The organism is Pseudonocardia sulfidoxydans NBRC 16205 (assembly GCF_007989085.1).
Taxonomy (GTDB): domain Bacteria; phylum Actinomycetota; class Actinomycetes; order Mycobacteriales; family Pseudonocardiaceae; genus Pseudonocardia; species Pseudonocardia sulfidoxydans.
The window spans coordinates 91,731-112,577 of record NZ_BJVJ01000007.1 but is presented as its reverse complement, the minus strand read 5'-3'; the positions used below and the strand labels follow the sequence as shown (position 1 = coordinate 112,577).

At 72.9% G+C, this 20,847-nt stretch carries 20 protein-coding genes; 15 read left to right on the top strand and 5 right to left on the bottom strand.

The window, feature by feature from the left end; all coding sequences use genetic code 11:
- Both PSU4_RS06175 and PSU4_RS06170 read left to right on the top strand, forming a co-directional pair.
- Positions 1 to 1,143: an ABC transporter ATP-binding protein gene (locus PSU4_RS06175; protein ID WP_147103293.1), complete on the top strand. Its 1,143-nt coding sequence runs from the start codon at positions 1 to 3 to the stop codon at positions 1,141 to 1,143.
- Between the two features lie 2 nt (positions 1,144 to 1,145).
- Positions 1,146 to 2,327 (top strand): CaiB/BaiF CoA transferase family protein, encoded by a 1,182-nt coding sequence (locus PSU4_RS06170; RefSeq protein ID WP_186816770.1) that lies wholly within the window; start codon positions 1,146 to 1,148, stop codon positions 2,325 to 2,327.
- Position 2,328: 1 nt separating this feature from the next.
- Here the strand turns inward: PSU4_RS06170 and PSU4_RS06165 are convergent, their stop codons facing one another.
- The gene (locus PSU4_RS06165) at positions 2,329 to 3,546 is read right to left on the bottom strand and encodes a CaiB/BaiF CoA transferase family protein (RefSeq protein WP_147103290.1); all 1,218 of its coding nucleotides are present in this window, start codon (positions 3,544 to 3,546) and stop codon (positions 2,329 to 2,331) included.
- Between the two features lie 99 nt (positions 3,547 to 3,645).
- Here PSU4_RS06165 and PSU4_RS06160 point away from each other — a divergent pair, with 99 nt between their 5' ends.
- The 9 genes from PSU4_RS06160 to PSU4_RS06120 all read left to right on the top strand — a co-directional run bounded on the left by PSU4_RS06160 (position 3,646) and on the right by PSU4_RS06120 (position 13,104).
- Positions 3,646 to 4,812 (top strand): thiolase C-terminal domain-containing protein, encoded by a 1,167-nt coding sequence (locus tag PSU4_RS06160; RefSeq protein WP_147103288.1) that lies wholly within the window; start codon positions 3,646 to 3,648, stop codon positions 4,810 to 4,812.
- Complete coding sequence (locus PSU4_RS06155; protein ID WP_147103286.1) at positions 4,809 to 5,201, top strand: Zn-ribbon domain-containing OB-fold protein; 393 nt, start codon at positions 4,809 to 4,811, stop codon at positions 5,199 to 5,201. Before PSU4_RS06160 ends, PSU4_RS06155 begins: the two co-directional genes overlap by 4 nt.
- Positions 5,198 to 6,382 (top strand): CaiB/BaiF CoA transferase family protein, encoded by a 1,185-nt coding sequence (locus PSU4_RS06150; RefSeq protein ID WP_246114967.1) that lies wholly within the window; start codon positions 5,198 to 5,200, stop codon positions 6,380 to 6,382. Before PSU4_RS06155 ends, PSU4_RS06150 begins: the two co-directional genes overlap by 4 nt.
- Positions 6,379 to 7,140, top strand: coding sequence for a crotonase/enoyl-CoA hydratase family protein (locus PSU4_RS06145; RefSeq protein ID WP_147103284.1), 762 nt, complete (start codon positions 6,379 to 6,381; stop codon positions 7,138 to 7,140). Before PSU4_RS06150 ends, PSU4_RS06145 begins: the two co-directional genes overlap by 4 nt.
- A gap of 115 nt (positions 7,141 to 7,255) precedes the next feature.
- Complete coding sequence (locus PSU4_RS06140; protein ID WP_147103282.1) at positions 7,256 to 8,977, top strand: class I adenylate-forming enzyme family protein; 1,722 nt, start codon at positions 7,256 to 7,258, stop codon at positions 8,975 to 8,977.
- On the top strand, positions 8,974 to 9,888 hold the full coding sequence (locus PSU4_RS06135; protein ID WP_147103280.1) for an enoyl-CoA hydratase-related protein: 915 nt from the start codon (positions 8,974 to 8,976) through the stop codon (positions 9,886 to 9,888). The genes PSU4_RS06140 and PSU4_RS06135 overlap by 4 nt, the downstream gene beginning before the upstream one ends.
- Positions 9,888 to 11,066, top strand: a complete 1,179-nt coding sequence (locus tag PSU4_RS06130; protein ID WP_186816769.1) for an acyl-CoA dehydrogenase family protein — start codon at positions 9,888 to 9,890, stop codon at positions 11,064 to 11,066. The genes PSU4_RS06135 and PSU4_RS06130 overlap by 1 nt, the downstream gene beginning before the upstream one ends.
- Before the next feature lie 15 nt (positions 11,067 to 11,081).
- Complete coding sequence (locus PSU4_RS06125) at positions 11,082 to 12,191, top strand: acyl-CoA dehydrogenase family protein (RefSeq protein WP_147103276.1); 1,110 nt, start codon at positions 11,082 to 11,084, stop codon at positions 12,189 to 12,191.
- A gap of 1 nt (position 12,192) precedes the next feature.
- Positions 12,193 to 13,104, top strand: a complete 912-nt coding sequence (locus PSU4_RS06120; protein ID WP_147103274.1) for a cyclase family protein — start codon at positions 12,193 to 12,195, stop codon at positions 13,102 to 13,104.
- Here the strand turns inward: PSU4_RS06120 and PSU4_RS06115 are convergent.
- The gene (locus PSU4_RS06115; RefSeq protein ID WP_147103272.1) at positions 13,097 to 13,396 is read right to left on the bottom strand and encodes a DUF6841 family protein; all 300 of its coding nucleotides are present in this window, start codon (positions 13,394 to 13,396) and stop codon (positions 13,097 to 13,099) included. The genes PSU4_RS06120 and PSU4_RS06115 overlap by 8 nt on opposite strands.
- Before the next feature lie 52 nt (positions 13,397 to 13,448).
- A complete protein-coding gene (locus PSU4_RS06110; RefSeq protein ID WP_147103270.1) occupies positions 13,449 to 14,330 on the bottom strand; it encodes an NmrA family NAD(P)-binding protein in 882 nt (293 codons plus the stop codon).
- A 120-nt stretch (positions 14,331 to 14,450) separates the two neighbouring features.
- Here PSU4_RS06110 and PSU4_RS06105 point away from each other — a divergent pair, with 120 nt between their 5' ends.
- Positions 14,451 to 15,023, top strand: coding sequence for a TetR/AcrR family transcriptional regulator (locus PSU4_RS06105; protein WP_147103268.1), 573 nt, complete (start codon positions 14,451 to 14,453; stop codon positions 15,021 to 15,023).
- A 46-nt stretch (positions 15,024 to 15,069) separates the two neighbouring features.
- Here PSU4_RS06105 and PSU4_RS06100 read toward each other — a convergent pair whose 3' ends face one another.
- Both PSU4_RS06100 and PSU4_RS06095 read right to left on the bottom strand, forming a co-directional pair.
- Positions 15,070 to 16,359 (bottom strand): LLM class flavin-dependent oxidoreductase, encoded by a 1,290-nt coding sequence (locus PSU4_RS06100; protein ID WP_147103266.1) that lies wholly within the window; start codon positions 16,357 to 16,359, stop codon positions 15,070 to 15,072.
- Positions 16,360 to 16,368: 9 nt separating this feature from the next.
- Positions 16,369 to 17,247: an SMP-30/gluconolactonase/LRE family protein gene (locus PSU4_RS06095; RefSeq protein ID WP_147103264.1), complete on the bottom strand. Its 879-nt coding sequence runs from the start codon at positions 17,245 to 17,247 to the stop codon at positions 16,369 to 16,371.
- Positions 17,248 to 17,500: 253 nt separating this feature from the next.
- Between PSU4_RS06095 and PSU4_RS06090 the strand changes: the two genes are divergently transcribed.
- The 3 genes from PSU4_RS06090 to PSU4_RS06080 all read left to right on the top strand — a co-directional run bounded on the left by PSU4_RS06090 (position 17,501) and on the right by PSU4_RS06080 (position 20,784).
- Complete coding sequence (locus PSU4_RS06090; protein ID WP_147103262.1) at positions 17,501 to 18,652, top strand: LLM class flavin-dependent oxidoreductase; 1,152 nt, start codon at positions 17,501 to 17,503, stop codon at positions 18,650 to 18,652.
- 288 nt (positions 18,653 to 18,940) lie between these two features.
- Positions 18,941 to 19,894, top strand: coding sequence for a carboxylesterase family protein (locus tag PSU4_RS06085; protein ID WP_147103260.1), 954 nt, complete (start codon positions 18,941 to 18,943; stop codon positions 19,892 to 19,894).
- A complete protein-coding gene (locus tag PSU4_RS06080) occupies positions 19,891 to 20,784 on the top strand; it encodes an alpha/beta fold hydrolase (RefSeq protein WP_246114966.1) in 894 nt (297 codons plus the stop codon). The genes PSU4_RS06085 and PSU4_RS06080 overlap by 4 nt, the downstream gene beginning before the upstream one ends.
- The last annotated feature ends 63 nt before the right edge of the window (positions 20,785 to 20,847 follow it).

Below are 20,847 nucleotides of genomic sequence, written 5' to 3'. Positions count from 1 at the left end.
GTGAGCGAAGTACGGATCGACCGGCTGGCCAAGTTGTTCGACTCGGGCGGGGTGCGGGCGGTGGACGACCTGAGCCTGACCCTCGCCGAGGGCCAGCTCGTCGTGCTGCTCGGACCCAGCGGCTGCGGAAAGACGACGTTGCTGCGCTGCGTCGCGGGGCTCGAGACGCCGAACAGCGGGACGATCGAGATCGGCGGCGCGCTGATGTTCGGCCGCGGCGGCCGGACCCAGGTCCCGACGCATCGGCGCGGGATCGGGATGGTCTTCCAGAACTACGCGCTGTGGCCGCACATGACGGTCGAGCAGAACGTCGCCTACCCGTTGCGGGTGCGCGGGACGGCGCGCCACGAGCGGAGCCGGCAGGCCCGGGAGGCCTTGGCCCTGGTGGAGTGCGAGGCGTTGGCGGACCGGGTCCCGTCGGCCATCAGCGGCGGGCAGCAGCAGCGCGTCGCGCTCGCCCGCGCGCTCGTCGCCCGGCCGGGGCTCATGCTGTTCGACGAGCCGCTGTCCAACCTGGACTACCGGCTGCGGGCGCAGCTGCGCCAACAGCTGCGCGAGCTGCACCGCACCCTGGGGTTCACCGGCCTCTACGTCACCCACGACCAGACGGAGGCGATGCAGCTCGGCACCGTCGTCGCGGTCCTGAAGGACGGCAAGGTGGAGCAGCTGGCCGAGCCGGCGAGCCTGTTCTCACGTCCGGCCAGCGCCTACGTCGCCCGGTTCCTCGGGATCGGCAACCGTCTCGAGCTCGCCCGGGACCCGGGCGGGCTCTGGGCGGTCGGCGGCGGTGACGTCCGGATCGGGCTGCCCGCGGCGGGCGATCTGCCCGGCGACCGGTTCGACCTGTACCTGCGCTCGACCGACGTGTCCCTGGCCGTTCCCGGGTCCGGTCCCGACGACGCCGACGTCGGCAGGGTTCCCGGCGTCGTCACCGACGTCGTCTACAGCGGTGAGAGCAGTGAATGGGTGGTGCAGGTCGGGGAGGCACGGATCGTGGCCGCCGCCCGGACCGGCGTCTGGCCGTTCGGCTCCGGGGACCGGGTGGAGGCCGTGTTCCGGCACTCGACGGCCCTGCTCTACGAGTCCGGCGAGCAGGGACGGCTCGTGGAGTCCTACGGCGTCCGCCCCTCGTTGGTGTCCTGACCGTGGCGGAGGGGGCCGGCCCGCTCGCCGGCGTCCGGGTGCTCGACCTGTCCTGGATCGGCGTCGGGTGCATCACGACGTGGCTGCTGGCCGAACTGGGCGCCGACGTCTGGAAGGTCGAGCCGGTCGACGGCACCGACAACGCCCGCACCATGGAGCCGCTCGTGCGGGGGGTCGGCGTCAACCATCTCGTGTTCGACCGGGGCAAGAGGAGCCTCCCGGTGAACCTGCGCCTGCCGGCGGGCCGCGACGTCTTCCTGGCGGTGGCGGGGACGGTCGACGTGGTCGTCGAGGGGATGCGGCCCGGGGTGGCCGACAGGCTCGGGATCGGGGCCGGCGCGCTGCGGGAGCGGCGGCCGGCGCTGAGCTATGTCACGCTGCCCGGCTACGGGTCGGGCGGACCGCTGTCGGGTGCGGCGGGCCACGATCTCAACTACGCCGCCATGGCCGGTGTGTTGTCGATGGCCCGCCAGGAGACCACCGCGCCCGCACCGGTGCAGGTCGCGGACTGGCTGGCCGCGACGCTGGCCGCGCTGGCCGCCGTCAGCGGGGTGCTGCAGGCGGGCCGGACCCGCGACGGTGTCGTCGCCGAGTCGTCGCTGTTCGACGGCGCGATGTTCTCGCTGGTCGTCGCCCAGGCGCAGGCGTTGATGCTCGGCGTCGACGTCGGGGCGCGCACGAGCATGCTCAGCGGCGAGCTCGCCTGTTATTCGGTGTATCGCTGCGCCGACGGCGAACTGCTCGCGGTCGCGGCGCTCGAGGAACGGTTCTGGCAGCGCTTCTGTGCGCTCACCGGGATCGACGACGGCGGGGCCCAGCACGACCGCGGCCGGCAGGACCTGTTGCGCGCCACCGTCGCCGAGGTGCTGGCGACCCGTAGCCGGGCGGAGTGGCTCGCGGTCTTCGGTGACGAGGACGTCTGTGTGTCGCCGGTGCTCACGGTCGCGGAGGGCCTGCGGCTGCCGCACGTGCGGGAACGCGCGGGCGTGGGGTGGTTGCGGCACCCGGACGGCTCGGTCGTCGAGGCTCCCGCGATGCCGCTGCACCTCGGCCCGCCGGACGCGACCCGGGTCGCCCGCACACCCGCGCTGGGGGAGGGCGCCCGTGAGCTGCTCGGATCGGCGGGCCTCGCGACCGAGGAGATCGAGCGGCTGCACGCCGCGGGCGTCGTCCACGCCCCCTGAGCTACTCGGCCGCGACCGGCTCGGCGGACGAGGACACGACTCCCGCGTCCAGGAGCGAGGAGATCTCCTCCGCCGAGTATCCGTGGTCGGCGAGGATCGCCGCGGTGTCGGCACCGGCGAGCGGTGCGACCGCGCGTGCGGTGCCCTCCCTGATGGGCAGGCCGGCCAGCGCGGGGATCGGTACGGGTGAGTCGAGGCCGGGCTGCGTCAGCCGGTCGAACAGCCCGAGCTGTTCGACGTGCGGCTCCTGCAGGAACGCCAGCGAGTCGTTGACCGGGGCGCACATGACCCGGTGCGCGTTGAAGGTCTCGACCCAGTGCGCGGTGGTCCCGCCGAGGAGCAGCTCGGCCACGAGGGCACGCAGCTCGGCCGAGGCGCCGGTGTGCGGCTCGGGGGCGCGCAGCGCGCCGTAGGGGCGGAACCGGTCGGCGACGAGGCGCTCGTCGTCGCCGAGTGCGGTGCGCAGCCGTGCCCACTCGGTCTCGTTGAGCGCGGCGACGAAGATCTCGCCGTCGGCGGTGCGGTAGTTGCCGTAGATCGTGGGCTGGGGGGCGAGCCGGCCGTCGTGCAGCAGCCGCTCGTGCAGGGCGTGCAGGTCCAGCCACGCGGCAGCCTGCAGCAGGGTGAGGTCGAGGTGGGTGCCGTTGCCGTGGATCCGCTTGCCGTACAACGCGGCCGAGAGCGCGGAGAAGGTGAAGAGGGCCGCGGTGAGGTCGACCGGGATCGTGATCAGCCGGTGCGGCCCGTCGAGGAACGTCCCGTGCTCGGCCATCAGCCCCGCGTACGCCTGGAGGACGGGGTCCATCGCCGGGCGCTGCGCGTGCGGCCCGGACTGCCCGAAGCCGGACACGGACGCGTAGACGATGTCGGGGTTCAGCGCGGCCACCGCGTCGTAGGAGAAGCCGAGCCGTCCGACGACACCCGGGCGGTAGGACTCGACGAACACGTCCGCGCCGGCGACGAGCCGCCTCAGGACCTCCGCGCCCCGATCCGACTTGAGATCGAGGCAGATGCTGCGCTTGCCCATGTTGCCGGAGACGGTGACGCCGGTGTTCCCGCCGGGGATGCGCGCGGGGGCGCGCAGCCAGTCGCCGCCCGGTGGCTCCACCTTGATCACGGTGGCGCCGTACTGGGCGAGCATCATCGTGGCCATGGGGCCGGCGATGCCCTGGCTCAGGTCGACGACCACCACCCCGGCGAACGGCAGGTCCTGCGTCATGTGGTCTCCCGGTGGATCGTGAGTAGCCAGGCTATCGAAGGGATTCAGAATCGTCTAGATTGGATGCAATTACGCCGCAGAGAGACGGGAGGTCGTCGGATGGACGCCGCGATCGTCGGCCTCGGGATCACCGAGGTCGGCCGGGTGTACGGCCGCAGCGCACCGGACTTCGCCGCGGACGCCGTCCGCCGTGCGGTCACCGACGCCGGGCTGACCCTCGCCGACGTCGACGGGCTTTTGGTCAGCTCGGGCACGACCCAGGACGTCGACGTCTCCCTGCAGCGCCGGCTCGGGCTGCGCGACCTCCGGCTGCTCAGCGCGATGCAGGCGTTCGGCGCCACCGCGGGTGCGATGCTCGCGCACGCCGCCGCGGCCGTCACCCACGGCCTCGCCGACGTCGTCGCCTGCGTCTTCGCCGACGCGCCGCGCCGGGCGGGGGAGTCCTCGGGAGCCGCCTACGCGGGACGCCGCCGCTACGCGCTCACCGGTGCACCCGCGCTGCGCACCGTCGCGGGCGGCAACCCGACCGTGCAGTACGCCCTCGCCGCCCGGCGGCACATGCAGACCTACGGCACCACGAGCGAGCAGCTCGGTGCGGTCGCCGTCGCGCAACGGCGGTGGGCCGCGCTCAACCCCCTCGCCGAGATGCGCCGACCGCTCACCCTGGACGAGCACCAGGCCTCGCGGTGGATCGCGGAACCGCTGCACCTGCTCGACTGCTGCCTGGTGTCCAACGGCGGTGCCGCCGTCGTCGTCACCCGGGCCGACCGGGCCGCGGACCTGGCCCGGCCCCCGGTGCACGTCCTCGGTCTCGGCCAGGGCCACCCCGGGTACCCGGCCGCCCGCGGCTCCGGCTTCGGCCTCACGACCGGCGCCGCGCGGTCCGGCGCGGACGCGCTGGGAATGGCCGGCGTCCGGACCGGCGACGTCGACGTCCTCGAGCTCTACGACTGCTACACCTACACCGTCGTCGTCACGCTCGAGGACTACGGCTTCTGCCCCAAGGGGGAGGGCGGTCCGTTCGTCGCCGCCGGGCACACCGCACCGGGCGGCTCGCTGCCGGTCAACACCGGGGGCGGGCAGCTGTCGGGCTACTACCTGTGGGGCATGACGCCGCTGACCGAGGCCGTGCTGCAGGCCCGCGGGCACGCGGGCGAGCGGCAGGTCCCGAGGCACGACGTGGTCATGGTCAGCGGCAACGGCGGAATCCTGGACCACCACTCGACCGTGGTCCTGTCCCCCCACCGCCGGGAGCGTGTGCGATGACGACGCCGGGACCACCGATCGAGGCCGACGCCGCGACCGCGCCGTTCTTCGCCGCGGCCGCCCGCGACGAGCTGCTGCTCCTGCGCTGCAAGGGATGTGGGGCCTGGCACCCGCCGGAGGTCACGACCTGCTGCGGGCCGCTGGAGTGGGTGGCCGCGGCGGGCCGCGGGATCGTCGTGACGTGGGCGCTCGTGCACACCGCGCCACATCCGGACTTCGCCGACGCCGTGCCGTTCCGAACCGCGATCGTCGAGCTGACCGAAGGGCCGTGGCTGCAGGTCCGGCTCACCGCGGCGGGGGAGCCCGCCGCCGGGTCGCCCGTCCGCATCACCTTCGCGCACCCGGCCGAGGGCGCGTCGTACCCCGTGGGTGTCCTGGAGGGACCGTGACCGCAGCTGTGACCGCAGATGTGACCGACCGGCGGCCGATGGAGGGGATGCGGGTCCTCGACCTGACGTCCAACGTCGCCGGGCCGCTGGCCTGCCAGGTACTGGTCGACCTCGGGGCGGAAGTCGTCAAGATCGAGCCGCCCACCGGCGAGGCGGGTCGCAACATCCGCTCGACGATCCCCGGCCAGGAGGACCTGCGGCCGTACTTCCTGCCGCACCACCGGGGCAAGAAGTCGGTCGTCCTCGACCTGCACGACGACGGGGACGTCACCCGGCTGCTCGCGCTGGCCGACACCGCGGACGTCTTCGTGCAGGGCTTCCGGCCCGGTGTCCTCGACCGGCTCGGGCTGGGCGCGGACGTGCTGCGCCGGCGCAACCCGCGGCTCGTGCACGCCTCCCTGTCCGCGTTCTCCGGCGACGGTGACCAGCACCTCCGGCCCGGGATCGACGCGCTGATCCAGGCCGAGTCAGGCCTGCTCACCGGCCTGACGAGGGCGGACGGGGCACCGCTGCTGCCCGCCCCGACGGTCGTCGACGCGTGCAGCGGGCACGTCCTCGCGCAGGCGATCCTCGCCGCGCTGCTGGCCCGGGAGCGGCACGGGCAGGGCGACGCCGTGGAGGTCGCCCTCTACGACGTCGCGGTGAGCATGCAGGCTCCCCACATCACCCGCCAGCTGCACACCGTGCCGGAACACGCCCACCTCACCGAGACCGGGCGCTCGTCGATGGCGGTCGCCCCGTCCGGCCCGTTCCGCGCGGCCGACGGCTGGCTGATGCTCTTCGCCTACGTGCCGAAGCACTGGAACCTGCTCACCGAGGTGCTGGGGCGGCCCGATCTGCGCGCCGACCCGCGGTTCGCCGACCAGCTGGAGCGGGCCCGGCATCCCGTCGAGCTGGCCGCGACCCTCGAGACGGCGCTGGCCGCCCACACCGTGGCCGAGTGGGTGGAGCTGCTGACGGCGGCGGGGGTGATGGCATCGCCTGTCCGCGGCTGGAGCTCGGTGATCGGCTCGGCGGCCTTCGCCGAGGCGGAGCTCGCGGTCACGGTGGAGGCGGGCGGTCGCACTGAGCTGGCCGTCCGCACACCGGCCCGCTACCGGGGTTTCACGCCGGGCGGTGTCACCCCGACCCCGCTGCTGGGCGAGCACACCGACGACGTGCTGGGCGCGGTGCGGACGTGAACGACGCGGTGCTGGTGGACGTGGCCGACGGCGTACTGGTGGCGACGATCAACCGTCCGCGGGTGCGCAACGCCGTGAACCGGGCGGTCGCCGAGGGGCTGGCCGCGGCGATGGACCGGCTCGACGCCGACCCGCGGCTGCGGGCCGGGATCATCACCGGCGCGGGTGGCTTCTTCTGTGCCGGGATGGACCTGACGGCGTTCGGTGCGGGGGAGCGACCGACCGTCGAGGGCCGCGGGTTCGCCGGGTTGGTGGAGCGGCCGCCGGCCACCCCGCTGATCGCGGCCGTCGAGGGCCCGGCGCTCGGCGGCGGTACCGAGATCGTGCTGACGTGCGACCTCGTGGTCGCAGCCGGGTCCGCGGTGTTCGGGCTGCCGGAGGTGAAGCGCGGCCTGATCGCGGCCGGCGGGGGCCTGCTGCGGCTCCCGGGCCGGGTCCCGTACCACCGGGCGATGGAGATCGCGCTGCTCGGTGAGCGGTTCACCGCGGCCGACGCGCACGGCTTCGGCATGGTGAACCGGCTGGTCGCGGACGGGGCGGCGCTGGCGACCGCGCGCGAGCTCGCGGCCCGGATCGCCGCCAACGGCCCGCTCGCCGTGGCGGCGACGAAGCAGGTGCTGACGGCGGGCTGGGCGGCCGATGCCGAGGGGTTCGCCGGCCAGGCGGGCCCGGCGCAGCGGGTGCGTGAGTCCGCGGACGCCGCCGAGGGTGCTCGTGCCTTCGTCGAGAAGCGGGCGCCGAGGTGGGTCGGCCGATAGCATCAATAGGATCCAGTATTGACGCTTTGGTATCCCGCACGTAGCGTCGGTGGGGAACGAAGGTGGGCCGCGTGCGCATCGATGCGCCCGCGGCCGCCTGTGAAGGAGTCGGCGAGTGAACGAGACCCAACGCCGCGCTGCGATCATCGCCCGGCTGACCGACGGGGACGGCGAGTTCGCGCTCCGCCGCGTCCGCATCGGTCGCGACGAGCATCCCGTCTACGTCAACGCTCCGGCGAGTCTGCGCGAGGTCATGGCCGGGGGCGGCCACTGGGGCGACCGGCTCGCCGTCACCTACGAGGACGAGCGCCACACCTGGGCGCAGCACCAGGAGGCCGTGGACCGGTTCGCCACGCTCCTGGTCCACCGGTACGGGATCGGCAAGGGCGACCGAGTCGCCATCGCCATGCGCAACCATCCCGAGTGGATCGTCTCGTTCGCGGCGGCGGTGAGTGTCGGAGCAGTCTGTGTCCCGCTCAACGCCTGGTGGACCGGGCCGGAGCTGGCCGCGGCGCTCGCCGACTGCGAGGCCCGGCTGCTCGTCGCGGACCGGGAGCGCACCGAGGCCGTCCAGGCCCGGCGGGCGCAGCTCCCGGCGCTGCGGGCCGTCGTCGAGGTCCGCCCCGGTGACACCGTGCGCGGCGACGACGAGTGGACCGCCGTCCTGGCGCGGGAGCATCGCCGGTTCGACCCCGCCACCGTGCCCCTGCACCCGGACGACGACGCCACGATCCTCTACACCTCCGGCACCAGCGGCCGGCCGAAGGGCGCCGTCGCCACCCACCGTGCGCACCTCACGACCTCGATGAACATGCGCGTGCACGCCATGGTCGAGGCCGAGCTCGCCCGGGACCGCGGGGACGACGTGGCGCCGGCACCGCAGCGACCGACGATGCTCGTCACCGGGCCGCTGTTCCACGTCGCCTACCTGCCCCGCGTCGTCTCGGCGGCGATCACCGGGCTGCACCTGGTCCTGATGTACCGGTGGGACGCGCGCCGCGCCGTCGAGCTGATGGTGCGGGAGCAGGTCGACTCCCTCACCGCGGTGCCGCCCGTCGCCCGCCAGCTCATGGACGAGATCGAGCGCACCGGCACCCGGCTGCCGTCGCTGCGCACGCTGGCCACCGGCGGCGCCCAGTCGACCGCTGTGCTGATCGACCGGATCGGCACCCTGTTCGAGGGCCGGACCGGCACCGCGACCGGGTACGGGCTCACCGAGACCACGGGCGCCATGATGATGATCGGATCGCACGACTACTTCCGCCGCCCCCTGTCCGTCGGCCGGGCCTTCCCGACCTCGCAGGTCAGGGTCGTCGCCGCGGACGGTACGGACGTCGGCCCCGACGAGGTCGGCGAGGCCTGGTTCCGCGGGCCGAACGTCGCCCGCGGCTACTGGAACCAGGACACCGGGGCGTTCACCCCCGACGGCTGGTTCCGCACCGGGGACCTGGTCCGCCGCGACGCCGACGGTTTCGTGTCCATCGTCGACCGCATCAAGGACGTCGTGATCCGGGGTGGTGAGAACGTGTACTGCGCCGAGGTCGAGGAACGGCTCGGCGACCACCCCGGGGTCGAGGACGTCGCGGTCGTCGGCGTCCCGGACCGCCGGCTCGGTGAGGAGGTCGCGGCCGTGGTGCAGGTGCGACCCGGAGCGGTCGTGACCGCGGAGGACCTGCGCGCGCACGCCGCACCGATGCTCGCCCCCTTCAAGGTTCCCACCAGGTTCCTCATCGGCCCGGACCCGTTGCCGCGCAACGCCGCCGGGAAGGTGCTCAAGCGCGAGCTCCGCGCACTCGTCGACACGCCCAACCCCCCGACCAGATCGGACCGCTCGTGACCACGACAGAGACCACGACAGAGCCCCGGGCCGGCTACGAGGAGATTCTCTACGCGGTCGCGGACCGGGTGGCGACGATCACCCTGAACGTCCCGGACAAGCGCAACCGGCTCAGCTACCTGATGCGCCGCGAGATCATCCATGCCCTGCGCGTCGCCGAGGCCGACGACGACGTGTCGGTCGTGCTCGTCCGCGCGGCCGGACCGTCGTTCTGCGCCGGGTACGACCTCTCCACCGGGCCGAAGACCAGCGGGAAGCAGAGTTCGGGCTACTACCGCGACGACGGCGTCCGGCCCGAACGCTGGGTCGACGCCGCGGAGTTCGACGGCTGGACCGACCAGTGGGCGCGCAGCTGCGTTCGGGACTGGTACACGATCTGGGACCTGCTCAAGCCCGTCGTCGCCATGGTGCACGGGCACTGCGTGGCCGGCGGCACGGAGCTCATGTCGATGTGCGACATCGCCTTCGTCGCCGACGACGCCCGGATCGGCTACCCGCCCATGCGCGGGATGACCAGCCCCGACGTGCCGTTCTTCCCCTGGAAGATGACCATGGCGCAGGCCAAGTACCTCCAGCTGACCGGGAACTCGGTGACCGGCGCCGAGGCGGCCCGGATGGGCTGGGTGGTGAAGTCCTTCCCGGCCGCCGAGCTGGAGGCGCAGACGCAGCGCGAGCTGCGGGCCATCTCGTCGATCGCCCCGGGGTTGCTGGCCGCGAACAAGCACTCGGTCAACCAGGCCTACGAGATCCAGGGCATGAAGACGCACTTCGACCAGTCCTGGGCGTGGCACTCCTTCAGCGGCAACTTCCGCCCCGGTGCCCGGGCGTTCCGTGAACGGCTCGACGAGGGCGGGCTGCAGGCCGCCCTCGACTGGCGTGACGGTGCCTTCCGGTCCGAGGGGTTCGTCTGATGTCCGAGATCGACCTGGTGCGAGCCGGTATCGAGGGACTCCTGCGCGACCACCCGCCGGCGACGACCGCCCGACGCGAGTTCCTGGCGGCGCAGTACGACGCGGGGTTGGCGTGGGTGCACTTCCCCGTCGGGCTCGGCGGGCTGGGCGTCGCGCCACAGCTGCAGCGGGAGGTGGTGGTGCGCCTGGCGGAGGCCGGTGCACCCGACGGCGCCGCGACCAACCGGCTCGGCTACGCGATGGGCGCCCCGACGCTGGTCGCCTGGGGGGAGCGCGTGCAGCAGGAGCGCTACCTGCGGCCGTTGTTCGTCGGCGACGAACGCTGGTGCCAGCTCTTCTCCGAGCCCGGCGCCGGTTCGGACCTGGCGGGCCTGACGACGCGCGCCGTCCGCGACGGCGACGACTGGATCGTCGACGGGCAGAAGGTGTGGAGCTCGATGGCGACCATCTCCGACGTCGGGATGCTGGTGGTCCGCACCGATCCGGAGCTGCCCAAGCACCAGGGGCTCACGTACTTCCTGCTCGACATGCGCTCACCGGGCGTCGACGTCCGGCCGTTGCGGCAGATGACGGGGGAGGCCGAGTTCAACGAGGTCTACCTGACCGGCGTCCGGGTTCCCGACGCAGCGCGGATCGGCGCGCCCGGGGCGGGCTGGAAGGTCGCCATGACGACGCTCATGGAGGAGCGCGTCCTGTTCAACCGGCAGCGCGACGAGAAGGGCCCGGCCGAGCTCGCGCTGGAGCTCTACCACCGCCGCGAGCGCGACGCCGAGCTGCGCACCCGGATGATCGAGCTGTGGGTCCGGGCGCGGGTCCAGCGGCTGAACACCGTGCGGGCCGCCGCCAACCGGACGGCCGGCATCCCCGGCCCCGAGGGCTCGATCGGCAAGCTCGTCTACGCCGAGCTCAACCAGGACGCCCTGGAGCTCTGCCTGGACCTGCTCGGTGACGAGAGCCTGCTCTACGACTCCTACGAGCCGGTCGCCTACACCGAGGCGGCCCTGGCCGCCCAGGGGGAGTCCGACCTGCGCCGCCGGTTCCTGCGCTCGCGGGCCCAGACGATCGAGGGCGGCACGTCGGAGATCATGCGCACGATCCTGGCCGACCGGGTGCTCGGCCTGCCGCCCGAGCCGCGCGGCGACAAGCACCTCCCGTTCTCCCGGATCCCGCGGGGCTGAGCCATGGACGACACGATGAGCAGCAACGAAGCCAGGGACGACCTCCGCCGGGTGGTCCGCGGCCTCCTCGAGCGGCGCTCGACGGAGGCCGACGTCCGTCGGCTGTCGGAGGACCCCGCCGGGTACGACCGCGACCTGTGGTCGGTGATGGCCGACCAGCTCGGGTTGCAGGCGATGGCGATCCCCGAGGCCCACGGCGGCGCCGGGTTCGGCTACGAGGACCTGTGCGTCGTGTTCGAGGAGATGGGCCGGGCGCTGCTGCCGTCGCCCTTCTTCGCCACCGTCGCGCTGGCGGCCAACGTCCTGCAGCACAGCGGCGACGAGGTCGCCTGCACGCGGTACCTGCCGGAGATCGCGACAGGCGGGCTGGTCGCGACGCTCGCCCTGGGTGAGCAGGACGGTGGCTGGGACGCGTCCGCCGTCCGGATGCGGGCCGAACCGGCCGGAGCCGGTTGGACCCTGAGCGGGGTGAAGCGCTTCGTGCCCGCGGCGCACGTCGCGGACCTGCTGCTGGTCGTCGCGCACACCGCGGACGGGCTCTCGCTCTTCGCGGTCGAGCCGGGGGCCGCGGGCTGCACTGTCGAGGTCGAGCTGACCCTGGACCTGACGCGCCCGCTCTCGCGCGTCGTCCTCGACCGGGTACCCGCGGTGCTCATCGGGCGCAGCGGGCAGGCGTGGGACGGGGTCCGGCGCGCGCTGCGCCTCGCGGCGGTGGCGCTGGCCGCGGAGCAGGTCGGTGGGGCGCAACGGGTTCTCGAGATGACCGTCGCGTACGCGAAGGTGCGGCACCAGTTCGGCCGCCCGATCGGGTCCTTCCAGGCGGTGAAGCACAAGCTCGCCGACATGCTCGTCGCCATCGAGTCGGCCCGGTCCGCCGCGCAGGACGCCGCGCGCGCAGCGGCCGAGGACGACCCGGAGTTCGAACTGGCGGCGTCCGTCGCGAAGGCGGTCTGCTCGGACACCTGCACCCGCGCGGCCGCGACGGCGATCCAGCTGCACGGCGGCATCGGCTTCACCTGGGAGCATCCGGTGCAGCTCTACTACAAGCGGGCCAAGAGCAGCGAGTTCCTGCTCGGCACCCCGGGTCACCACCGTGGCCTGGTCGGCCGGGCGATCGGGATCTGACGTGGAACGCTTCCGCGACGTGGGCCGCCGGCTGAGCAACTGGCACCGCTGGGGCCCCGACGACGAGCTGGGCACGCTCAACCTCATCACGCCGGAGGCCGTCGTCGCGGCCGCGGGGCTGGTGCGGACGGGCCGGATCTTCGACCTCGGCATCCCCTTCGCCTCCGACGGGCCGCAGCCCGGGGGCGGGCGGATCAACCCGGTGCACCTCATGCGCGACACCGGCGCCGGGCAGGTCTACCCGGGCGGGATGCACTTCGCCGACGACTACATCTTCATGCCGCTGCAGGCCGCCTCCCAGTGGGACGGGCTGTCCCACGTCTTCTACGACGACCTGCTCTACAACGGCTATCCGGCCGCCGAGGTGGGGCCGCGCGGGGCCGGGAAGCTCGCGATCGACAAGTTCGGCAAGGGCATCGCCGGGCGCGGCGTGCTGCTCGACATCGCCCGGCTCAAGGGGGTGGACCACCTCGAGCGCGGCTACTCGATCACCCCCGCGGACCTCGACGAGGCCGCCCGGACCCAGGGGGTCACCGTGGGAGCGGGGGACATCCTGTTGATCCGGACGGGGTGGCGGCGCGTGTTCACCACGACCGGCGACCCCGCGGCGTTCATGAACGGGGAGCCCGGCATCGGGCTGGCCTGCGCGCAGTGGCTCGCCGATCGTGACGTCGCGGCACTGTGCTCGGACAACTGGGCGATCGAGGTGCTGCCGGGCGAGGGCGACGAGAAGTTCGCGGTGCACTGCGTGCTGATCCGGGACATGGGCATGCCGCTCGGTGAGATCCTCGACTTCGAGGAGCTCGCCGCGGACTGCGCGAACGACGGGGTCTACGAGTTCCTGTTCACCGGCCCGCCGATCAAGTTCGTGGGCGCGGTCGGGTCGCCGGTGAACCCGCTCGCCATCAAGTGATGCCTGTGGGATCGACCGGGGTGACGACCGCGATCCGCCACGGGTCGTCGCACCCGGTGCGGACCAGCACGTAGCGGACGTCGACGTCCTCGAGCGGGGCATCCGACACGTCGTGCCGGGTGCCCCGCGCACGGAGCAGCACCGTGCGCGGGGCGAGCACCGTCACCGTGCGGGAGGTCGTGGTGGCGCCCCCGTAGCGCCGCGCGGCCATGCCCTCCCAGGTCGTGACCAGCCACCGCCGGATCGCGTCCCGGTCGGGAAGGATGTCGGGGACCCCTTCGACACGCGGCACAGCGAGCCGGCGGCGGTGGAACCCATCGAACCCTCCTCGTCGGGACGCGTCGTCAGGCGACGCCGCGGGCCCATTCCTCCAGGGTGGTGACGGGCAGGCCGAACGCGCGCAGGTACTCCGGGAACGCCGGCGCGGGGTGCGCGCTCAGGTAGCCCTGCGACTGCTGGAACACCTCGGGCAGCCCGTCGGCGATCGCGGCGTCGCGGCTCGCCGGCAGTGTGATCGGCCGGCCCCACACCCGCGACAGGGTGGCCGCCGCCTGGCGAAGGCTGATCCGCTCGCCCGCCAGCTCCAGCTCGACCGCGTCGAACCGCTGCGGGTCGGCGAACGCGGCGGCTGCCGCGGAGGCGATGTCGGCGACCGCGATGAACGCCTGCGGCACGTCGAGGTCGTAGCCGACGAGGATCTTCTCCGTGGAGCCCGGCGCGTAGAAGTAGGAGGGCGTGAGGAAGTTCTCCATGAAGGCGGACGGCCGCAGGATCGTCGTCGACCCCGCGCCGGCCTCGCGCAGCGCGTCCTCGGTCAACGTCTTGACCCGGAAGGCGTGCCCGACGAAGGGGCCCCAGCGCTCCTCGTCGATGATCCGGGTGGCCCCCGAGGCCGAGGTGTGCACGATCTGTGGCACGCCGGCCGCAGCGGCTGCGGTGGCGAGGGTGCGGGCGCGCTCGATCTCGGTGTCCGCGCCCAGGTTCGCGAAGTCGGGGGTCTGGACGGAGAACAGACCGCGGGCCCCGTCGAGGGCCGGCTTGAGGGTCGCCGGCTCGTCCAGGTCGCCGTGGACGAGCCGGACCCCGAGCGTCTCCAGTGCGCGGGCCTTCTCGCTGCGGGTGTCGCGCACGAGCGCGTGGACGGGGGTACCGGCCGCGACGAGGGCCCGGGCGACGGCGCCGCCCTGCTGGCCCGTCGCGCCGGTGACCAGGACGAATTCACTCATGACAGTTCTCCTCGGTTCGAGTCCTGACTAAACGGGGTACCACCCCGTTTATCTCTGCGCTACGATATCGAGGGCCACCCCGGTTGTCGAGGAGGTCCGGTTGTCGAGGAGAGGAGTGCCGTGCCTGCAGTGAAGACGTTGCGCGCGGACGGACGGCGCAACCGGGCGCGGCTGCTCGCAGCCGCCGCAGAGCTCATCCGCCAGGAGGGCGCTCAGGCGTCGTTGGAGGAGATCGCGCGCCGGGCGGGCCTCGGCTCGGCGACCCTGCACCGACACTTCCCGTCGCGGCACGCCCTGCTCGAAGCCGTGTACCGGGAGGGCGTCGAGCAGCTGTGCGAGCACGCCGCGGCGCAGCCGGGCCTCGACCCGGCCGCCGAGCTGGACACGTGGGTCGAGGACACCACGGCCTACATCGCCGACAACCGTGGTCTCGGGATCGCCCTGCTGGGCAGCTCCGACACGGTCGGGGGCGACGGCCTCACGGCCGACGAGATCTGCGTGACGGACCGGCTGACCGACGAGCTGCAGGTCCTGGTGGACCGGGCCGCGCACGCCGGTGTGCTGCGCGCCGGCGTGACCGGGAGCGACCTGATGACCCTGATGAACGCGATCGGAACGGCGACCGAGAAGGACTCCGCGACCGCGCGGCGCCTGGTGCGTCTCGCGCTCACCGGAATCCACCCCTGCCCCTGACGGCCCTGCCCCTGACCGCCCTGCCCCTGACCGCCGCGATGCGGCGTCAGGAGTCGAGTCGCCTCGCCACGGCGGCCATCCGAGCCAGCTCCGCGAGCAGGTCCCTGACATGCGGGGGATGGGCATCGGGGTCCTCCAGGGGTGGCCGGCTCAGCCCGTAGGCGTCGACGAGCGGCGACGTCGCCGCGGCGGCTCGCTCCTTCCGGGCCAGCGCGGCCGCGACGTACGGGGCGAGCTCCGCGTCGCGGCGCGCCCTGATCTGCGCGTGCTGCGCGGCGAACCCGGGCAGCACCTCGGTGGCGAACAGCTCGAGCGACGCCCGGACCTCGGCGTAGGGCAACCGCCCGAACTGGTGGAGCAGGATCGTCTGGTCGAGCCCCGCCTCCTGGTACGCCTGCAGCCTCTCGGTCAGCTCGGCGGGAGAGCCGATGGCGTGCTCGCCGCGATGGGGGATGGCGCCGCCCAGCTCCTCGCGGACCACCTCCGAACGCTCCCACAGGTTCGTCGACCCGGGCCGGTGCCGGCCGAACACGTGGTAGTGCCGGACGGCGTAGGTGAAGAAGCTGCCGGCCCGCTCCCCACGGTCGCGCGCGACGTCGGCGTCGGGATGGCAGTGGAAGGGGACCATCGTCGCGACCCGCGGGTTCACCGTGTGCCCGATCGGCACGCACTCGCGTCTGAACGTCTCGTGGTACTCGTCGACGACCGCCTTCGCCTCGGCCGGGTCGAAGAAGGAATGGGCGAGAGCCCCGATCCCGAGCCGCGCGGCGAGTCGCACGGTCTCGTCGTCCGAGCAGGCGATCCACAGTGGAGGGTGAGGCCGTTGCACGGGTTTGGGCACGACGTTGCGCGCGGGCATCGAGACGTACCTGCCGACGTGGCCGGGGTAGGGCTCGCGGGCCATCATCTCGGTGACCTGGCCCAGCGCCTCGAGCGACATCTCGTGCCGCGCTTGCGGATCGACGCCGAAGCCCTCCAGCTCCATGCGCGTCTTCGAGTGCCCGATGCCGAACTCGGCGCGCCCGCGCGAGAGCACGTCGAGCGTCGAGATCCGTTCGGCGACGCGTGCGGGCTCGTTGTAGCCGGGGGGCATCAGGACGACGGCGTGCCCCAGCCTGATGGTGCTGGTCCGCTGGCTCGCGGCCGCCAGGAACAGCTCTGGTGCGGACGAGTGCGAGTACTCCTCGAGGAAGTGCTGCTCGGGCGCCCAGGCGTAGTCGAACCCGAGCCGGTCGGCCAGCTCGACCTGGTCGAGGCTCTCCTGGAACAGGTCGAGCTCGGCGTCGGGTCCCCACGGCCGGGGCAGCTGCTGGGCGAAGAAGAGCCCGAACTCCACCGTCGTCCCCTACGCGGCGGGGACGGTCACGCGGACCGTCTCGACGACGGACTCGGTCGTGCCCGCCGTGATCGCCTCGACCCCGCCGAGCAGGCAGAGCACGAACAGCGTCCGGCCGTCGACGCCGCCGAGGGCGCAGGCCAGGGGCATCTTGCGGGCGATGTCGTCGGAGATCGGGACGACGTCGGTGATCTCGCCGCCCTCCCGCACCCGCCGGAGCACACCTTGCAGGGGTGACGCCGTCCAGATGGCCCCCTCGCTGTCGGCGGCGATGCCGTCGGCGCTGCCGGGGGCCAGATCGGCCCACACCCGGCGGTTCGTGAAGGTTCCGTCGGCACCGCGGTCGAAGCCGATGAGCTGGGCCGACGGGAAGGATGCGACCACGTAGGTCCCGTCGGGCAGCAGGACGGGACCGTTGGGGTCGTCGACCTCGGTGGCGACGAGGCGTGCCGAGCCGTCCGGCTCGACCAGGATCACCCGGCCGTCGGGGTCGACCGGACGCGGCGCGGCGGGGTCGTGCGTGCCCATCGATCCCGCGTAGGCGCGGCCCTGCGCGTCGACGACCATGTCGTTGAGGGCGCCGACGGCCAACTCCGCCAGGTCGGCATGGACGGCGATCTTTCCGGGCGCATCGAGGCGCAGGATCTCCGGGCGGGCCATGTTGACGATCAGGAGCCGGTCGTCGGGGAGGAAGCCGAGGCCGCAGGGGTGCTCGCCGTCGGTGAACTCGTGGACGATCTCCTGGTTCCCGGACTCGTCGACGCGGAGCACGCGGTGGGCGAAGATGTCGGAGAACCAGAGCCACCCCGCGTGCCAGCGGGGCGCCTCGGCGAACCGCAGGCCGCCGATCAGCGGTGCGGCCGGGGGCGACAGGGTGGGGTCGGGCACCGGGCTTCCTCCGCGGACGTCGATGTCGGTGTGCTGTTTTCGAACCGGAGTAGGTTCGAAGTCGAGTCGGAATCACACACCCCCGGCGACGGACTCGTCAAGTGGGGGGTCCTTCCGGTACAGCCTTGACGTCGATGGGGCTGCCTGCGATCCTAACCCTGCCAGATTCGAATCTTATTCGAGTTGCTGCGTGGCCAGAGCCCCGGCAACGCCCGCCCACGGCCGCCGTCGTCGGACTCCCGAGGAAGTGATCATGAAGATCGGTGTCCATCTCTACTTCCAGAACTACACGGACTGGGACCGTTTCAAGTCGAGGCAGCCGGGTCCGCCGGCGATCACCGACCAGCAGATCTACGAGGAGGACCTTCACCTCGCCGGCCTCGTCGAGCCGCTCGGCTTCGACTCCTACTGGGCGGTGGACCACCACTTCACCCCCTACGCGATGACCGGTGGCGCGCTCCAGCACCTCACCTACATGGCCGGCAAGACCACGAAGCTGGACTTCGGCTCGATCGTCGTCGTCCTGCCCTGGTACGACCCGCTCGCCGTGGTCGACCAGATCAGCGTGCTCGACAACATGCTGCAGGGTCGGCAGCTCACGATCGGCCTCGGCCGTGGCGCCGCGAAGCAGGAGTTCGACCGGTTCCGCGTCCCGATGCCGCATGCCCGCGGCCGGTTCGCCGAGTCGGTCGAGATCCTGCGCCGGGCGCTGAAGAACGAGTGGTTCTCGTTCGAGGGCGAGCACTTCCAGATCCCGGAGACCTCGATCCGTCCCGGTTTCCGTAACCCGGAGCGACTGCTGGAGCGGATGCGGATCGCGTGGCAGAGCCCGGACACGCTGCCGATCGTGGCCAACTCCGGCCACGGTGTGATCATGACCAACACCAAGAGCTGGGACGAGTACGCCGAGGACATCCAGCAGGTCAACAAGATCCGCCGCAGCATCGGGCTCGGGCCGACGCAGCCGACCGTCCAGGTCATGCTGTCCTGCTTCGACAGCGAGGCCGAGGCGTGGGGGGTCATGTCGACCCACATGCTCGAGAGCTACAACAGCAGCGCGAAGCAGTACGGCCTCGACGACCCGTCCCAGTTCATCGGCGTCAAGGGTTACGAGCACTACGCGAAGGTCCCGCCCTACCTCGGACCGGGGACCGACCCGGCCAAGGACGAGCAGATGCTGGAGTACGCCGCGCGCCCGCAGGCCTGGGGCACACCGGACCAGGTGTTCGAGAAGCTGCAGTTCATCCAGCAGAAGACGGGTGCGGTCGAGTTCATCGTCAACCCGCGCTTCGGGGGGATGTCCGCCGAGACCGCGGAGCGGTCGATGCGTCTGTTCGCGGCCGAGGTGCTGCCGCGGCTGCAGGCGATCGACCCCCCGCTCCCGGAGTCGCTGAACGGGGAGTGACGGCAGGCGCAGCGCCGGTGGTGGCCGAGGAGGCCACCACCGGCGCTTCGTCGTGTCCGGGGGACGAACGTGGTCTCGACAAGTGGGGGGCCACTCCCTATGATGGCTCGTCAACCGGGGGCATACCCCGTTTCAACGGCGTGGTCGGTCCGGACGGGTGTGATGCCAAAGCTGGGATCCAATATTGACCGGAGTGAATCCTGAAGTTACCGTCGTGGAGACACCGACGCACCGTCGCGAGGTCCGCGTACCACCGGTGAGCCGTTCGGCCAGGAAGGGGAGAGCGCGATGTCACACCTGACCGTCACCCTGCCCGATGGGCCCGTCCAGGGAGGCTGGGCCCAGCAGTTCCCGCAGGTCCGCGCCTTCCTCGGGCTCCCGTACGCCGCACCGCCCGTCGGCCTGCTGCGCTTCGCGCCACCGGCGCCGTGCCCCCGGCCCGACACCTGGTCCCCGCTCGGGGGCGCCGTGCCCGACGCGCTCGGCGCCGCGTTCGCCGAAGCCACGCAACTGACCCTCGACATCTGGACGCCGGCCGACGCCGTGGGCCGGCCGGTGCTCGTCTGGTTCGACGACGAGACGGGCGCCGCCTCCGGGCGGCGGTTCTGCGCCCGCCTCGCGGCCGAGCACGGCATCGTCGTCGTCGCGCCCCGGCACCGCCGCGGAGCACTGGGCTATCTCGACCTGACCGCGGTGCGCGACGGGTTGGGCAACGGCAACTTCGGGCTCCTCGACCAGATGGAGGCCCTGACGTGGGTCGCGACCCACGGCCGCGCCTTCGGCGGCGACCCCGCGACCATCACCGTCTCCGGTCGGGGGCAGGGCGCGCACGCGGCCGCGCTGCTGGCGGGCCTTCCCCGCACGGGTCCGCTGGTGCGCCGCCTGGTCCTCCCGGCCGACGTTCCCGAGGGACACGTCCAGACGCCGGTTCGGGCCGCCCGTGCCGCAGCCGCGTTCCTCACCCTCCTCGACGCCGACCCCGACGGCAGCGACGACCTGCGCGAGGTCGACGCGACCGTGATCGCCCGGGTGGAGACCACCCTGCGCCACGAGCAGGGCCGGACCCCGTTCGGGCTGGTGGCCCACGACGATCTCCCCTTCGGCGACGTGGCCGAGCTGCTGCGCACGGCCGAGTCCCCGGTCGAGGTCGTGGCCGCCGGGGCCTGTGCCGGGTGCGCTGTGGAGCCGGCCGTGCACGCCGGCGCAGGCAGGGAACTGCTCCACCTCGGTGCCGCCCGGTGACGCGGGCGCCGAGCAGACCCGCCTCGGGAACGGTCCGGGCGAACGGGATCGACCTGCGATACGAGACCCACGGCGACCCGCGGGACCCGGCACTGTTGCTGGTCATGGGGCACGGGATGCAGCTCGACGCGTGGGACCTGGAGCTCTGCGCACTGTTCGTCGACCGCGGGTACTTCCTGATCCGGTTCGACAACCGCGACGTCGGGCACTCCACGAAGCTCACGGGCGTCCCGGACATCGAGGCAGCCCGGCGCGGTGATCGCGACGCCGCCGTGTACGGCCTGCAGGACATGGCGGACGACGCCGTCGGCCTCCTCGACGCGCTGGGCGTCGGCACGGCGCACGTGCTGGGCGCCTCGATGGGCGGGATGATCGCCCAGGTGCTGGCCGTCCGGTACCCGGACCGGGTCGACTCGCTCTGCTCGATCATGTCGACGACCGGGGACCGCACCGTCGGGAAGGCCCGGCCTGAGGTGCTCGCCGTGATCCGCTCAGGTGCCCCACGCACCCGGGCCGAGGTCGTCGAGGCCCAGGTCGACATGGCCAGGGCGCTGGCGGGCGGCGGGTTCGCGTTCGACGCCGACCACGTCCGCGCGCGGGCCGCCCACGCCTACGACCGCTGCCACCACCCGGAGGGGAAGCTGCGCCAGCAGGCGGCGATCCTCACGGCGCCGGACCGCACGCCCGCGCTGCGGGAGCTGCGGCTCCCGGCCGTCGTCATCCACGGAGCCGACGACCCGCTGGTCGGTGTGGACGGGGGAGTGGCGACCGCCGCGGCGATCCCGGACGCGCGGCTCGTCGTGATCCCCGGCCTCGGCCACGAGCTCCCGGTGGGGGTGCACGCGACCGTCGTCGAGCAGTTCGCCACCAACGCGCGGCGCCGGCTCTGACGTCGTGACCGCACCGACCGCGGCCCCGGCCGTCCGCACCGTCCGAGAAAGCTGTGAGGCAGG